Annotated in this window: 16 protein-coding genes; 7 read left to right on the top strand and 9 right to left on the bottom strand. The window is 69.1% G+C overall.

The window, feature by feature from the left end:
* Window positions 1-55: 55 nt before the first annotated feature.
* The 6 genes from AB0L60_RS15565 to AB0L60_RS15590 form a co-directional block, all read right to left on the bottom strand.
* Window positions 56-520 carry a phage tail protein gene (locus tag AB0L60_RS15565; protein ID WP_364613359.1) on the bottom strand — a complete coding sequence of 155 codons (465 nt, stop codon included), beginning with the start codon at window positions 518-520 and terminating at the stop codon, window positions 56-58.
* A 322-nt stretch (window positions 521-842) separates the two neighbouring features.
* The gene (locus AB0L60_RS15570) at window positions 843-1,034 is read right to left on the bottom strand and encodes a hypothetical protein (protein ID WP_364613362.1); all 192 of its coding nucleotides are present in this window, start codon (window positions 1,032-1,034) and stop codon (window positions 843-845) included.
* A 262-nt stretch (window positions 1,035-1,296) separates the two neighbouring features.
* Complete coding sequence (locus tag AB0L60_RS15575) at window positions 1,297-2,163, bottom strand: helix-turn-helix domain-containing protein (RefSeq protein WP_364613365.1); 867 nt, start codon at window positions 2,161-2,163, stop codon at window positions 1,297-1,299.
* 309 nt (window positions 2,164-2,472) lie between these two features.
* Complete coding sequence (locus AB0L60_RS15580) at window positions 2,473-3,027, bottom strand: hypothetical protein (protein ID WP_364613368.1); 555 nt, start codon at window positions 3,025-3,027, stop codon at window positions 2,473-2,475.
* Between the two features lie 222 nt (window positions 3,028-3,249).
* A complete protein-coding gene (locus AB0L60_RS15585; RefSeq protein WP_364613371.1) occupies window positions 3,250-3,543 on the bottom strand; it encodes a hypothetical protein in 294 nt (97 codons plus the stop codon).
* 33 nt (window positions 3,544-3,576) lie between these two features.
* On the bottom strand, window positions 3,577-4,089 hold the full coding sequence (locus AB0L60_RS15590; protein WP_364613374.1) for a hypothetical protein: 513 nt from the start codon (window positions 4,087-4,089) through the stop codon (window positions 3,577-3,579).
* 86 nt (window positions 4,090-4,175) lie between these two features.
* Between AB0L60_RS15590 and AB0L60_RS15595 the strand changes: the two genes are divergently transcribed.
* The 6 genes from AB0L60_RS15595 (at window position 4,176) to AB0L60_RS15620 (ending at window position 11,028) form a co-directional block, all read left to right on the top strand.
* Window positions 4,176-4,973: a murein transglycosylase gene (locus AB0L60_RS15595; RefSeq protein WP_364613377.1), complete on the top strand. Its 798-nt coding sequence runs from the start codon at window positions 4,176-4,178 to the stop codon at window positions 4,971-4,973.
* 77 nt (window positions 4,974-5,050) lie between these two features.
* Window positions 5,051-6,703, top strand: coding sequence for an alkaline phosphatase family protein (locus tag AB0L60_RS15600; protein WP_364613380.1), 1,653 nt, complete (start codon window positions 5,051-5,053; stop codon window positions 6,701-6,703).
* Between the two features lie 288 nt (window positions 6,704-6,991).
* Complete coding sequence (locus tag AB0L60_RS15605; protein WP_364613383.1) at window positions 6,992-8,212, top strand: cysteine desulfurase family protein; 1,221 nt, start codon at window positions 6,992-6,994, stop codon at window positions 8,210-8,212.
* Entirely contained in the window at window positions 8,213-9,334 is a 1,122-nt protein-coding gene (gene mnmA, locus AB0L60_RS15610; protein ID WP_364613386.1) for a tRNA 2-thiouridine(34) synthase MnmA, read from the top strand.
* 83 nt (window positions 9,335-9,417) lie between these two features.
* Complete coding sequence (locus tag AB0L60_RS15615) at window positions 9,418-9,783, top strand: hypothetical protein (RefSeq protein WP_364613389.1); 366 nt, start codon at window positions 9,418-9,420, stop codon at window positions 9,781-9,783.
* Window positions 9,784-9,984: 201 nt separating this feature from the next.
* Window positions 9,985-11,028, top strand: a complete 1,044-nt coding sequence (locus tag AB0L60_RS15620) for a methionine synthase (RefSeq protein WP_364613392.1) — start codon at window positions 9,985-9,987, stop codon at window positions 11,026-11,028.
* Between the two features lie 86 nt (window positions 11,029-11,114).
* Here the strand turns inward: AB0L60_RS15620 and AB0L60_RS15625 are convergent, their stop codons facing one another.
* Entirely contained in the window at window positions 11,115-11,669 is a 555-nt protein-coding gene (locus tag AB0L60_RS15625; RefSeq protein ID WP_364613395.1) for a helix-turn-helix domain-containing protein, read from the bottom strand.
* A 142-nt stretch (window positions 11,670-11,811) separates the two neighbouring features.
* Between AB0L60_RS15625 and AB0L60_RS15630 the strand changes: the two genes are divergently transcribed.
* The gene (locus tag AB0L60_RS15630; RefSeq protein WP_364613398.1) at window positions 11,812-12,654 is read left to right on the top strand and encodes an SAM-dependent methyltransferase; all 843 of its coding nucleotides are present in this window, start codon (window positions 11,812-11,814) and stop codon (window positions 12,652-12,654) included.
* A 26-nt stretch (window positions 12,655-12,680) separates the two neighbouring features.
* On the opposite strand, the gene AB0L60_RS15635 is transcribed toward AB0L60_RS15630, so the two are convergent.
* Together AB0L60_RS15635 and AB0L60_RS15640 are read right to left on the bottom strand one after the other, a co-directional pair.
* Window positions 12,681-13,097 (bottom strand): hypothetical protein, encoded by a 417-nt coding sequence (locus AB0L60_RS15635; protein WP_364613401.1) that lies wholly within the window; start codon window positions 13,095-13,097, stop codon window positions 12,681-12,683.
* 62 nt (window positions 13,098-13,159) lie between these two features.
* Entirely contained in the window at window positions 13,160-14,383 is a 1,224-nt protein-coding gene (locus tag AB0L60_RS15640; RefSeq protein WP_364613404.1) for an ATP-binding protein, read from the bottom strand.
* Window positions 14,384-14,411 lie beyond the last annotated feature (28 nt).

The following is a 14,411-nucleotide window of genomic DNA, read 5'->3' on the forward strand; positions in this document are numbered from 1 at the left end:
GGCCGAACCGTCCCGCAGGTCTTCGTCGGCTGCGGGGCGGTAAGGCCCACCGGGGTCAGTACTCGCCCTTGATGACGAAGTACGAGCCGCGAATGGTGCCGGCCAGCTTCGACTTCTGCCGCGCGAACTTGAATTGCGAGGCGAGCTCCGCGGGGACTTCCATCCCGTCGGAGAGCTTGAACCCGACCGCTCGTTTCTTGGCGTCGTCGACGGTGTACATCACATTGATCGACAGGCCGTTCTGATAGAACACGTAGGCGATTCGAATGTCCTCGACCTGGAAGGCCGTCGCCTCGAGCGGCTTCGAGGAGATGACGAGGGACCGCTCCTCCGCGAGGATCCGGTTCACCCACTCGATGGTCTGCTGGGCGTCCTCCGCCGGCTCCACCGTGAAGACATGGTCGTACTTGTTCTTGAAGTACCGGGCCTCGTTCGCCCGCAATCCGGCGAGCGCGGGTGCGACCGGCGACGACTCCAGTCCCTCGGTCGAGACGTTCACGAAATCAACAACATACGGCATGGCGAATTCCTTCACACGAATGTCCGATCAGGTCGGACGGTGCTCTCGGACAGGCCGCCGTAATCCTAGTCGCGCCCGCCCGGCCGATCGGTAACCCGAAGGCGTCACGGGCGATTCGCGGATGCTTCCCATTCGAGGCCGTCCGGATCGACGAACGAGGTGGTGGCGCCGCTGACCACGATTCAGTGCGGACCCGAGCCAGCGGGACGGAAGGTCTGCCGGGCGCCCAGCGCCCCACGGTCTCCGCGCAGAGGCTCGGCTGTATGGGCGTGAGCGTCGCCTCCGGCGCGGCCGGCAACCGGTCGTGGTCACCGCCCGGCCATCACCTGGCCTTGGTCGTGGACGGGGTGGTGGTCGGCACATCGATCACATCCGGTATCTGGCCGCCGCCGAAAACCGGTACCGAGGACGTCGAAGTCGGCGGGGTGAGCGGACTGCTGTGGTGGCTGCCGCAGCCCGCGAGGGCCACCGCCGCCAGCGCAATCGACGCCACTGTGATCAGGTGCTTGGGCACGTATCGACCTTCCGTGTGAATCGGTCGCGGCCGCGCCGCACACCACCCCATTGCCCATGTACCGGTGCGTGTGCGGTCGACCGCGTTGAAAACCAGGGCCGGTCCGCGAGTTGGTGTCGGCCGCACCGAATTCTGGTGCACCCGGCCCGGCGCTGCACCACCGGTGTCCGAGATCGGCACGTGTGGTCCGCAGTCTGGCACGATCGGAACCCCCGGAATGGGGGCGGCGGGAACGTGTTCGGTGTGGTCGACCCGGTGCGGGCTACGCGCCCGCGTCGCGCGGTGCGGTGCTCCGGATCAGGTGGACGACGTCGTACGGGCGCATTGGCTGGGTCGAGCGCAAGGATCGGTAGGTATACCGATCGACCGTGCCCTGCTCCAGGTTTCGCATCAATAGCGCGTCGCCGTCCTGTTCGTCCTCGACCGGGTCGGTGGCGAAGAATCGTTTGAAGTCCTTCGGTGATCGCGAATAGCAGGTGTTGAAGATCTCGTCGAGGCGCTGCTGCGGAACGATGCCGGGACCCATGACCCGCAGGGCATGGATCACGCGAACGGCGACGTCGCGCCAATCGACCAGCAGTTCTCGTGCGGCGTCGGTCATGATCCATTCGACCAGATTGACCGGGCGGGCCGGACCGAGGTCGGCCGGCGTCAAGCTCGGAATCAGTTGGCGCGCGTGTCCGTTGGCGGCGACGACATCCAAATGGGGGAATCTCATGAAAAAGGCGGGCCCGGAGAATGATTCGAGATGAGCGAGATCCTCGCGGCCGATGGTCCGGGGCCATGGTTCGGTGCGCAGCGCATCCATGTCACCGAGCGCGAGCGACATGATCTTGCGCAACATCCAGTCCGGTGGATTCAGCGCGCGACACCAGGCCGCCAGACCTTCGGTGCTCGGGTTGCGCAGACCCGCCTCCCACTTCCGCAGGGACGAGAGCGTGGTCGACGCGGCCAGGGCCACCTCCTCCTGGGTCAATCCCAGCGCCTCGCGCTGCCCGCGGAGATATCCCCCGATCTCGGGTCGCTCGCATACCCACGAGAGCCGGCCGGCGCCGCGGCGGACCTGGGTGGGTGGGATCGGGGGGAACGCCGACTGACCGGGGTGGGGGAGCGGTGCGGCGATCTGCACGGCCAGCCTCTCTATCGAACGTCCTACGAAGCCTTGCGCGGCCGAGCGGTGTGAATCGGATTCGCTGAAGAACTTTTACCCGACGGGCAGAAATGGCGCACTGTCGGAAAGATCACAGCGTTTGCAACATGAATATTCGCTGATGCCAACGGTTTTCCGACACCTTTCATGCACCGCTTGTTCATCGAAGTTTGGGTAATGGGGCAAAATCGTTAACAGAGTTCCGAAGCTCATGTTTCGCGCTGCCTGGTTGTGCAGGCGATGGGTGTGGGCGTTCGGACGGAAGGTGTGACAATTTGTGTCGCTCGGTTAATCGTTCAGCTCGCGTTCTGGTGTTGGGTTCGGCGTGAAACATGTTTTGGTACAACTGGTTTGGTGATCTCCGGCGGAACCGTCGAGGGGCGACTCGGCGCGCCTGATCGGTGATAGCTGCTTTTTTCCCATCAGATGGGTGCTGCTGCGTCCTTCGACGTACCGATTGGCTGGTCCATCCCGCTGGTAATACTCGATTTCCCTGTTGCGCAAAGATTTCTGCCTGATCTCGGCCACATTGTCGCTGCTGTGTTGCGGGGGCACCGGTGAGTTGTGGTGTGCGGTGCGGGGCTGAGTTGCATGCTGTCCGAGCGCATTGCACAGTCTTGGTCGCCAGAAAGCCGTTTCGCAACGAGTTTTGAATTTCCGGCCCCGGTGGCCATCCAGTTCGTCCTCCGCACGGGCGCTGGTGCGGCGACTTATCGCGGAGAAGGAATCCACAGTGGGGACAGCCTTGGACAGCAATGAACCCGATCGGGACGAAGCGGACACGTTCGAACCGACCATCGAGCCGAACGCCGATGCCGTCGATGCGGTGCCGACCGAATTCATCGAGGCCCCGGGGGAACTCGCTGAGACCCCGGGGAAATGGCAGCTGATGGCTCGCCTGATCGCGTCGCGTCCAGTCCGCCGCCATCTGCCGAAGGTGGCGGCCGGCGCCGCGCTGGCGAGCCTCGTCGTCGGCGTGGTCGCCGCGGCCGAAACGCACGGGACCGATCCGGCGGCGACCAGTGCCGCGTCGACAGAGGCGGCGAAGGCACCGGATTCGCAGAGCTACGCCGATCTGACGGCCGCGCAGTCCGGGGCGACCACGCCGGAGATCGGTCTCGCCGACAGCTCACTGACCCCGAGCGACGTTCCGGTCCCCACCGACGGCTCCACACCCGATGCCGCGGGCGATCCGATCGCCGCGACCGATCCGGGCACCGATGCCGCGTCCGCGACAACGGATCCCGCCCAGGACACCACCACCCCTGATACGACCACCAGCGCCCCCGTCACGACCACGGATACGCCGGTCACGACCACGGATACGCCGACCGCGACCGCCGCGCCCAGCCTCTCCATCGACGCGAGCGCGACCCTCTCGTTCCAGGCGGATCAGTCTTCCGATCCGGGGCAAACCGTTTCGCAGTCGGTGACTCCTGCCTCGGACCCTGCCACCACCACAACGACGGTCACGGTGACCACCGGCCCCTCGACGACCACTACCGTCCCGTCCACGACCATTCCGTCCACCACCACAGCTCCGGTCACCACCACAGCTCCGGTCACCACGCCCCCGTCGACAACGACGACGGTTCCGGTGGTCACCACGACCACGGCACCCACGACGACATCGCCGGTGACGACCACGGTTCCCGTGACGACCACGCCGGCGGTGACGCCCGCCCCGGTGACGACGACCGCCCCGCCGCCGACCTCGCCCCACTGCATCGCGACGCCGCCGCGGAATGCGATGCAGCCGCTGGCATCCGCGACCCCCGCGCATCCGCCGACCGCGAAGCCGCAGCCCGTGCCGCCAGCCGCCCCGGCGCCGAAGCCGCCCGTGCCCGCGACGTCGAAGCCACCGGTGCCCGCGACCTCGAAGCCGGCCACGCCCCCGACATCCAAGGCGCCGGCACCCCCGTCCGCCCCTCGTCCGTGCGGCTAGACGTGCGGAAAGAAACCTTGTTCGCACCAGTGAATTTCGCGAAATCATGACGAATTCGTACGTGCCCGGCACGGGTGGCCGGGCGCTGGGCTGGGCTCGGTTGCCCCTGTTCATCGCCGCGGTCGCGCTCACGGTGGCCGGGTGTGCCGCAGGGCCGGGCCGGGCGCCGGAACCCGCTCCTCCGGGCTCCGGCGGCCCAGTCCCGAAAATCCGGCTCGACGCGATGGACAACAAGCTCGACCAGCTCCGCGAGTGGGCTCGCCCACGGGCCGACAAGGACGGCATCCCGCTCCGCGCGCTGGAGGCGTACGGATACGCCACGGTCGTGCTGGCGAAGGCCCAGCCCGGCTGCCACCTCGGCTGGACCACGCTGGCGGGGATCGCCCGCGTGGAAAGCGATCACGCCCGTTTCGGCGGCGCCACCATCGCGGCCGACGGCCTGGTGCGGCCGCCGATTCGTGGCGTGGCCCTCAACGGCACGGGCGGCAATGCCGTCATCCTCGATCCCGCCTCGACCGCCCGGGCCGGAGGCGCCGTCTACGCCCGCGCCATGGGCCCGTTCCAGTTCATCCCGGACACCTGGAAGCACTGGGGCGTTCGCGCCGGTGCCGACTATCGCGTCCTCGCCGATGCGCTCGAGGCCGCCAAACCCGTTGCCACCGGCGACCTGTCGGGCAACCCGGACAATATCGACGACGCCGCGCTGGCCGCGGGCCGCTACCTGTGCGCCGCCGGCGGCGATCTGGCCACCGCCGCGGGCTGGCGGCAGGCCATCCTCGCCTACAACCATTCCTCGGTCTATGTCGGCCAAGTGCGCACTGCCGCAACCGGTTACGACGCCTGATCGCTGTCCTTCGATTCGCTTCATTCGCAATAACGCCGTGACACAGGAGTTCTGTGTCGCGTGATCAGGAGGAATCCATGTCCCGTAAGAGCATTCGGGTCGCCGCTGCCGCCGGTGCGGTGGCGCTGGTCTGTACCGGTGCCGGTATCGCCCATGCCGCCCCCGGCGGCAAGACCGGTCAGGGCAAGGACGCCGACCATGTGCTGCTGATCTCGATCGACGGGATGCACCAGGCGGACCTGGCGTGGTACGTCAAGCAGCATCCGAACTCCGCGCTGGCCACGCTGGCGAACAACGGCGCCGAGTACACCAACGCGCAGACCACCAACCCGTCGGACTCCTTCCCGGGCATGGTCGCGCAGTTCACCGGCGCGACCGCGGGACAGTCGGGCGTCTACTACGACGACACCTTCAATCACGACCTGCTGCCCGCCGGCACCACCGACTGCGCCCACACCCCGAAGGGCGCCGAGGTCGCGATGACCGAGGCGATGGACAAGAACCAGAACTCGATCGACGCCGGCCAGGGCCTGGCGGGCCTGCCGGACAGCATCCTGGGCATGACGGGCAATCCGGCTTCCCTGCTGAACCCGGCGGCCATGCCGGTCGACCCGGCCACCTGCAAGCCTGTCTACCCGAGCCAGTACCTCCAGGTGAACTCGGTCTTCGACGTCCTGCACGCCGCGGGCAAGCTGACCGCCTGGTCGGACAAGCACCCCGCCTACTCGATCCTCGAGGGCAAGGCAGGCAACGCCATCGACGACCTCTTCACCCCGGAGATCAACTCCAATTCCCCGATCGCGGGCCAGGACTGGACCAAGGACGACAAGTCCACCCAGCAGTACGACGGCTACAAGGTGCAGGCCGTCCTCAACGAGATCGACGGCTACGACCACGGCCACATCAGGCAGGTCGATGAGCCGGCCGTCTTCGGCATGAACTTCCAGACCGTCTCCGTCGCGCAGAAGCTGCCGACCTCCGACGGCATGACCGGTGGCTACCAGGCCGACGGCGTGACCCCCGGCGCGCTGCTGTCCGGTGCGCTCGACTACGTCGACGGCCAGCTGGGCAAGCTGCTCGGCGAGCTGAAGACCAAGGGCGAGGACAAGAACACCACCGTCATCGTCTCCGCCAAGCACGGCCAGTCGCCCACCAAGCCGAGCGACCTGACTCGCATCGACGACGGCCCGATCATGACCGCCCTCAACGCCGCCTGGAAGGCCAAGCACCCCGAGGCCACCAAGGACCTGGTCGCCTTCAGCGTGAACGACGACGCCATGCTGCTGTGGCTGAACGACCGTTCGCAGGCCGCCGCCGATTTCGCCGAGCAGTGGCTGCTGGCCAACAACGGCACCGGCAATGACATCAACGGAAACCCGAGGGCGTACACCAAGTCCGGCCTGACCGAGGTGCACGCCGGCGCCGACGCCGCCTCGTACCTGGGCGCCCCGCAGAACGACCCCCGCCACCCCGACCTGGTCGGCGTCGCACAGGTCGGCACCGTCTACACCGGCGGCAAGGGCAAGATCGCCGAGCACGGCGGCGCGAACCCGGCCGACCGCAATGTCCCGCTGATCGTCTCCGGCCCGGGTGCCAAGAAGGCGGTCGTGACCGACGCCGTGCGGACCACTCAGATCGCCCCGACCATCCTGAAGCTGCTGGACGAGAACCCGCAGAAGCTGGACGCCGCCAAAGCCCACGGCGTGCGCGAACTGCCGAACCTGGGCTGATCCGATTCGGATCACGCGACCACGACGGCCCGCCGGTCCGCCCCGGCGGGCCGTTCCGCACCCGGCCGGACGGGTGAATCAACGGACCGGGCGGGACGCGGGCGAACCCGGCCCGTCGCCGATTCGTGGCCTTGATGGAGGACTCGAGCAGGGCGGTCGGCGGCGGGCGGGCGGCGTCGGGAGTGGAGGCGGAGCGTGCGGGCGCGGCGGTCGCGACGATGGGGGCGGGAGCTGCTGCGGGCATGGCGGGAATATCGTCTCGACGGTGGCGGCTATCCTTGGACGGTCATGAAGTCGGCTTTCCCGGGTCCGGTCGGTGCCCAGACGGTCTACCTCGATCACGCGGCCACGGCACCCATGTTCCCGGTCGCTGTCGAGGCAATGTGTGCTGCGCTGGGGATGACGGGGAACGCGTCGTCGTTGCACGGGTCCGGGCGGGCCGCCCGGCGGGTGCTGGAGGAGGCGCGGGAGTCGATCGCGGCGGGGCTGGGGGCGCGGCCGTCGGAAGTGATCTTCACCTCGGGCGGGACCGAGAGTGACAATCTCGCCGTCAAGGGCATCTACTGGGCCCGGCGTGACGCCGATCCGCGGCGGAACCGGATCCTGGTGAGCGCGGTGGAGCATCACGCGGTGCTGGACACCGTGGAGTGGCTCGAGCAGCACGAGGGCGCGCGCATCACGTGGCTGGAGTGCGATGCCCAGGGCATCGTCTCGCCGCGCACGCTGCGCGACGCGCTGGCCGAGAACGCCGCCGAGACGGCGCTGGTGAGCGTCATGTGGGCCAACAACGAGGTCGGCACCATCCAGCCGATCCAGGAATTGGCCGCGGTGGCACAGGAATTCGACGTGCCCATGCACAGCGACGCGGTGCAGGCCGCGGCGCAGCTGCCCATCGACTTCGCCGCCAGCGGGCTGGCCGCGGCCAGTTTCGCCGGGCACAAGGTCGGCGGGCCGCACGGCGCGGGCGTGCTGCTGCTGGGGCGGCAGGTGCCGGCGGTGCCGCTGCTGCACGGCGGCGGGCACGAGCGGGATCTGCGCTCGGGTACCTCGGACGTACCCGCGGCGGCCGGCCTGGCCGCCGCGATTCGCGAGACCGTGGCCGGCCTGGCCGTGCGCACGGTGGACCTGGAGCGGCTGCGGGACCGGCTGATCGAGGGCGTGCGCGCCGTCGTGCCGGACGCGGTGCTCAACGGGGCGACCGGCACACAGCGCATGCCGGGCAACGCCCACTTCACGTTCCCCGGCTGCGAGGGCGACTCGCTGCTCATGCTGCTGGACGCCGCCGGGATCGAATGCTCGACCGGATCCGCGTGCAATGCCGGTGTGGCCGGACCCTCCCATGTGCTGCTGGCCATGGGCGTGGAACCGGCGCTGGCGCGCGGATCCCTGCGATTCTCATTGGGACACAATTCGAACGACGCCGATATCGATGCCCTGCTGGCCGTGCTGCCGCAGGTGGTGGAACGGGCGAAGGCGGCCGGACTGGCCGGAGCGAAGGGAGGCTTCTAGATGCGAGTACTTGCCGCGATGAGTGGTGGCGTGGATTCCGCCGTGGCGGCCGCCCGCGCGGTGGACGCCGGACACGAGGTGGTCGGCGTGCACCTGGCGCTGTCGGCGAACCCGGGCACGCTCCGCACCGGATCGCGCGGCTGCTGCTCCAAGGAGGACGCCGGTGACGCCCGGCGGGCGGCCGACGTGCTCGGAATCCCGTTCTACGTCTGGGATTTCGCCGACCGGTTCAAGGAGGACGTGATCGACGACTTCGTCGCCGCGTACGCCGCCGGTGAGACCCCCAACCCGTGCCTGCGCTGCAACGAGAAGATCAAGTTCTCGGCGCTGGCCGACCGCGCGGTGGCGCTGGGCTTCGACGCCGTCGTCACCGGGCACTACGCGCGGCTCGCGGACGGCGTGCTGCGCCGGGCCGTGGACGAGGACAAGGACCAGTCCTACGTGCTGGCCGTCCTTACCGCCGAACAGCTTTCGCGCGCCATGTTCCCGGTCGGCGACACCCCGAAGCCGCAGATCCGCGCCGAGGCCGCCGAGCGCGGGCTGGCGGTGGCCGGCAAGCCCGACAGCCACGACATCTGCTTCATCCCCTCCGGCGACACCCAGGCTTTCCTGGGCGCCAAGATCGGCATCCGCCCCGGCGCGGTGCTCGACGCCGACGGCACCAAGCTCGCCGACCACGAGGGCGTGCACGGCTTCACCATCGGCCAGCGCAAGGGCCTGGGCCTGCCCGGCCCGGCCGCCGACGGCAAGCCGCGCTACGTGACCGGCATCGACCCGGACACCGGCACCGTGCACGTGGGTTCGGCCAAGGACCTCGAGGTGTGGACGGTGCGTGCCGACCGCGCCATCTGGACCTCGGGTGAAAGTCCTTCCGGCCCTGTGGAATGCGTGGCCCAGGTGCGTGCCCACGGCGGCATCGCCCCGGCCGTCGCCGAGGCCGTGGACGGCGGCCTGGTGGTGCGCCTGCGCGCACCGCTCACCGGTGTGGCCCGCGGCCAGGCCGTGGTCCTCTACCGCCCCGACCCGGCGGGGGACGAGGTGCTGGGCAGCGGCACCATCTCCGGCACCGAACGCGAACCGCATTCGTACGCAAGCGAACTGGTCTCGGATAGCGCCCGGTGAGCGACCGCCACACGCGCGGACGCGCGAAATCATATGTAGCGGCGCAGATTCGATCGACTTCCCGGGTCGTCTGGCGCACCGGAATGCCGCAGCCGCTGCGTCTGCGCCCGCGCCGCGCGCCGGGGCGGGCCAGGCTCGGCCGGAACGCTGCGGGCAGCGCCACGCCGGAGCAGATCGCCCGCACCGATACCGGCGAATTCCGGCCCGGCGAGCCGCAACCCGGCCCGGACGGGAAAACGGACGCGGCGAACGGTGCCGGCCGCAGCCGGGCACGGACCGGCGTGGTCGTCCGGGTCACCCCGTATGCCGAGCGCGGCCGCCCCACGACCGGGCCCGCCGACGCGGCCGAGCGGGCCGGCAAGACCTGGGACTGGTTCGTCAACGCGACCTGCTGGGACTGGTACACGAATTCGAGCAGCCGCACCGAACGCGGCGATGCCGACGAGTGACCTCGCGCGGCTCGGCAGCCCGCTTCGCCGAGCGGTGCACGACGGCTCGCACGCGATCCGGTTCGGTCCAGGCGGGAGTTCGTCGACGCCGCTGAAACGGGGCGAGTGGATGCCGGGTGGCCGGGTCGACGTCGAGGTGACGAGTTCGGTTGGTGCGCGGGGTTTTCGGAACGGACGGCCGAGTGATACGGGATGGCTGGGATGACTGACGACACGAACGCGGCGGTACTGCGCGGCGGTATCGCGACCGGCGTGGGCTCGTGGCCGGGGACCGATCCGCGGGAGGCGGCGGCGACCGTGGTGGGGGAGCTGGGACAGCTGCCGCATCTCGTCGAACTGCCCGGTCGTGGCGTGGGCGCGGACATGGTCGGACGGGTGTCGGGCCTGCTGGTGGACATGCAGTTCGACAGCACCACGCGCGGATATCGGCTGGCGGCGCGGCCGGGCGCGGTCGCGCGCCGGGCCCACGATCTGCTGCGCACCGATCTGGACGCGCTCGAAGAGGCCTGGGAGACCGGCGGTTTCGCGGGCTCCGGCCATCCGGTGAAGGTGCAGGTGGCCGGGCCGCTGTCGGTGGCCGCGGAGGTGGAGCTGCCGGGTGGGCATCGCGTGCTGACCGATTCCGGTGCGCTGCGCGATCTTTCGGAATCGCTGGCCGAGGGCATCGCGAATCATGTGGCGGAGGTGGGCAAGCGGCTGGGCGCGCAGGTCGTGCTCCAGATCGACGAGCCGGACCTGACGGCCGTGCTGAACGGCACGCTGAAGGGCGTGAGCGTCCTGAATACGGTGCGCGCCATGCCCGAACCCGAGGCGCTGCACATCCTGGACATCGTCGCGGGCAGCCAGTCCGTCCCGGTGCTGGTGCACACCTGTGCCGACCGGCCCGCGCTGGGGTTCCTGCGCAAGAGCGGGGCGGCCGCGGTCGGCTTCGACATGGCCGCCGTCGGCACCCCCGACCTCGACCGGATCGGCGAATTGCTGGACAGCGGAAAGCACCTGGTGCTCGGGCTGGTGCCGACCACCGCGCCGGCCGCGCCCGTCACCTGGCGCGATATCGCGGAACCCGGTGTGCGCCTGATGGATCGGCTCGGTTTCCCGCGTCGCCTGCTGGCCGAGCGGATTCTGGTCGCCCCGGCCTGCGGCCTGGCCGAAGCCCCGCTGCCCTGGGCGCGCCGCGCGCTGAGCCTGGCCGCCGAGACCGCACGCGCGTACGCCGAGGAGCCGGAGTCGCTCACCTTCGAGTGACGCCGTGCCGCAGCGTGACGCCATGTGGCGGCGTGACGCTGTGTGGCGGCGTGACGCTGTGCCGCAGGGTGTTTCGGCGGGCGCGGCTACATCCGGGTCAGGATGTCCAGCGCGATCGCCACCGACGCCTGGTTGCTCTCCTCGTCGGAGAGCTCCAGATCGCCCATCATGGACAGGCTCCAGCTGATGGCCAGCAGTGCCTGCCGGGCGTGAAAGGTGGCCAGCGGCTCCGTGCTCGGCGCGGTCATGAGGTCGGCCAGCACCCGGAACTGGTAGCGCAGGCTGGTGCCGAAGCCGAGGTCCCGGAACGCGGGCTGGTTCTCGTGCCAGAACCGGATCATGTCCTTGCCGAGGCTGTGCAGCAGCGCGCCGTAGCGAATCACGATCTCGCGGGCTCGATCCGGCCCCGGCGGCGTGGCCTCGGCCCACTGCACGATCTCGTCGATGCCGCCGCGCAGATCCTCCGACAGGCTGGCGACAATGTCTTCCTTGGTCCGGAAGTGGTAGTAGAGCGCGGCTTTCGTGACGCCCAGGCGCTCGGCGATCTCGCGCAGCGAGGTCTTCTCATAGCCGCGTTCGGAGAACAGCTCCATGGCGACGGACCGAATCCGCTCCCGCGTATCACTGCGACGCCCGTCCATCGAGTCCTTCCCTCGGTACCCCGCCTTTGTTTCTTGACGACCGGCCCCTTGCTTGACGACCGGCAAGGTGAAGCCTAGCGTCTCCGTCACCGGCAGATGCCTAGCCGGTCGGCAAGTTACTTTGCGCAGTGGGGAGCAGGACATGACCGAGACAGCAGTGACAGTGCCCGTCGACGGCGTCGCCGTGACCGCCATCGGGGTCGCCATCATCCGGGCGCGGGAATCCGGACGTGACGATCGCCTCTACGACGACCCGCAGGCGAAGGACTTCGTGGCTGCGGCCCGCAAAGGTTTCACCCCCGAACGCTGGGCGCGCATGGAAGCCCTGGCCGACCAGTTCTACGACGGCCGCACCATCGGTGTACGCCTCGTCGACGAGCGCTTCCGCGAGGCGATCGATGCGGGCTGCGGCCAGATCGTCCTCTTGGGCGCCGGTCTGGACACCCGCGCCTACCGCCTCGACCTCCCACCCACCCTGCACGTCTACGAGATCGACCTGCCCGAACTCTTCGCCTTCAAGGAACCGGTCCTGGCGGCCATCGCCGCCACCCCCACCTGCCACCGCCACGTAGTCATCGCCGACCTCCGCGAGAACTGGCGAAAAAGCCTGCTCGACACCGGCTTCGACCCAACCGTCCCGACCTGCTGGGTCGACGAGGGCTCACTCGGCTACCTCAACCAGGACTGGAACCGCCAGGTGGTCCAGACCCTCACCGAACTGTCCGCCCCCGCAAGCCGTTTCGGCGCAGCCCGCGTCCCCATCGACCCCGAAGCCCCTCAGTACCAAGACCTCCGCCGCCTCGTCTCCGGCGACAAGACCCCACAACCAACCCCACCCACCCCGGACTACGACATCGAACAGTGGCTCACCAACATCGGCTGGACCACTGAATTCCGCACCTGGAACGACGTGACCTCCCACCTACCCCGCCCCGCCACCCTCCTCGACCCCCGCATCGGCACCATCGCCGCCGTCCGCCGCTGAGTCCCGCCCAGAAGAATCGGGAAGGCTCAGTAGCCCTGGTTCTTCGGGCGTTTGGAGCCGAAGTAGGGGCGGGCGCCGGGGTGGTCGAGTTGCCAGTTGTCGGGCTTGCCGGAGGGGTAGGTGACGGGGATCTGGTCGCCGATGGAGGGCCAGTTGTCGACGTCCCAGGCGAAGCGGCCGTAGACCTCGTGGGCGAACACGGTGGGGCCGGAGATGCTGCCGGAGATGGTGACGTACTGCTCGCCGAGGTCGTCGGGGCGGGGGCTGACGCCGGTGACGTGCAGGGTGCCGGATTCGAGGCCGGCGGGGGAGGAGTTCCAGGAGGCGGCGAGCGGGTCGCCGGGGAAGGCTCGTGAGCCGCCGCCGTTGCCGCGGCGGTAGTACACCAGGGCCGCGGCCAGTGCGCCGCCGATCAGCAGGACGAACATGAGCTGCAGGAGCATGAACTCCATGCTAGGCGGCGTGGAGTTCATGCCCGGTCGGGGCCGTGTGACGACCGGTGCGGCTAGTGGGCGGTGAGTTCGGAGATGCCGTTATGGCGGCGCAGCTGCCAGACCGTGGTGCGCTTGGACTGGGAGCGGCCGTTGCCGCGGTCGATGAGGGTGCGGTTGGCGGTGGTGAAGACCAATTGCGCGCCCTGGGTATTGGTTTCGGGATTCTGGAAAAGCTGGATGAGGCTGTCGGCTGTCTCGGGGGTGAGGGCGGCGTCGATATCGTCCACCGCCAGCACGCCGCCGGTGTCGAGGGCGTCGAGCATGGGCGGCAGCAGGCGCAGCATGGCCAGGGTGGCGCTGGACTCGTCGGTGATGTCGAAGGCGGTTTCGATGCTCTCGTGGGTGAGGCCCAGGCCGACGCCGCGGCGGGCCACCATCCGGGAGTACAGCGCGTCCCGGGCGGCATAGAGGTTGGCCAGTTCGCGCTGCAGCAGCGTGACGGTGATGCCGTGTTCGAGGAACATCTCCTCGGCGTAGTTCGCCGAGACCGTGCAGGACTCGATTTCCTTTGTGGTGGAGGCGATATCGGTGTCCAGATCACGCAGGTAGTCGGCGTACATGGGGTCGTCGGACGGCAGCAGCAGATCGGTGATGCCGAGGTCGGCGGCGCGCAGGAGGGTCAGCAGCCGCACCGCGTGGTCGGTCGACCGGGAGATGTGCGAGCCCACCCGGTGCGCGACCTCCTGCGGATCCGGCTGCCCGCACTGCACCTCCAGCAGCGACTGGAACCAGCGGTAGGCCGGGACCAGCGGCTCGGCGTACAGCTGCCCGGACAGGCTGAGCAGCAGGGCATTCGGGCGCACCAGCGGCACCACGGCACCCAGCCCGTAGCGCGCGGCCTCGAACATGGGCCCGATGCGGATGTCGTCGCCGGCGCGCTCGAACACCACGCGTTTGCGATTGTGCGGATGCGAGTGCAGCCATTCCGCGGCCACGTCGGCATTGTCGAGCCGGAACCCGTAGGTGTACGGGCACCCCTCGGCGACGAAGTTCGCCACGAATTCCGAAGGGCGATCGGAGAATCCGAGGTGCGGCGTCCGAACCGGACCGGAGTAGGGATCCCACCCGGTGACCGAATTCAGTACGGCGTCGCGCATGCGATCGAGCGCGTCGATGAGGCCCGTCTTGCCGGTGGCGGCCGTCCCGTAGACGGCGGTGACCGGTGTGGCGACCGGTCCGCTACCCCGGGTCAGCCGCAGTTCCTGCGGTTCGGCGAGGGACCGATGATTCGACACCTGAAAACTACGCAACACCCTGGACATC

The organism is Nocardia sp. NPDC051981 (assembly GCF_040680715.1).
GTDB lineage: Bacteria > Actinomycetota > Actinomycetes > Mycobacteriales > Mycobacteriaceae > Nocardia.

Excerpts from the sequence above, each read along its gene's own strand:
- AB0L60_RS15565 (WP_364613359.1), bottom strand. The coding sequence starts at position 520 with ATGCCGTATGTTGTTGATTTCGTGAACGTCTCGACCGAGGGACTGGAG.
- AB0L60_RS15580 (WP_364613368.1), bottom strand. The coding sequence starts at position 3,027 with ATGAATTCGGTCGGCACCGCATCGACGGCATCGGCGTTCGGCTCGATG.
- AB0L60_RS15585 (WP_364613371.1), bottom strand. The coding sequence starts at position 3,543 with ATGGAGAGGCTGGGCGCGGCGGTCGCGGTCGGCGTATCCGTGGTCGTG.
- AB0L60_RS15595 (WP_364613377.1), top strand. The coding sequence starts at position 4,176 with ATGACGAATTCGTACGTGCCCGGCACGGGTGGCCGGGCGCTGGGCTGG.
- AB0L60_RS15600 (WP_364613380.1), top strand. The coding sequence starts at position 5,051 with ATGTCCCGTAAGAGCATTCGGGTCGCCGCTGCCGCCGGTGCGGTGGCG.
- AB0L60_RS15605 (WP_364613383.1), top strand. The coding sequence starts at position 6,992 with ATGAAGTCGGCTTTCCCGGGTCCGGTCGGTGCCCAGACGGTCTACCTC.
- mnmA (WP_364613386.1), top strand. The coding sequence starts at position 8,213 with ATGCGAGTACTTGCCGCGATGAGTGGTGGCGTGGATTCCGCCGTGGCG.
- AB0L60_RS15615 (WP_364613389.1), top strand. The coding sequence starts at position 9,418 with ATGCCGCAGCCGCTGCGTCTGCGCCCGCGCCGCGCGCCGGGGCGGGCC.
- AB0L60_RS15620 (WP_364613392.1), top strand. The coding sequence starts at position 9,985 with ATGACTGACGACACGAACGCGGCGGTACTGCGCGGCGGTATCGCGACC.
- AB0L60_RS15625 (WP_364613395.1), bottom strand. The coding sequence starts at position 11,669 with ATGGACGGGCGTCGCAGTGATACGCGGGAGCGGATTCGGTCCGTCGCC.
- AB0L60_RS15630 (WP_364613398.1), top strand. The coding sequence starts at position 11,812 with ATGACCGAGACAGCAGTGACAGTGCCCGTCGACGGCGTCGCCGTGACC.
- AB0L60_RS15635 (WP_364613401.1), bottom strand. The coding sequence starts at position 13,097 with ATGCTCCTGCAGCTCATGTTCGTCCTGCTGATCGGCGGCGCACTGGCC.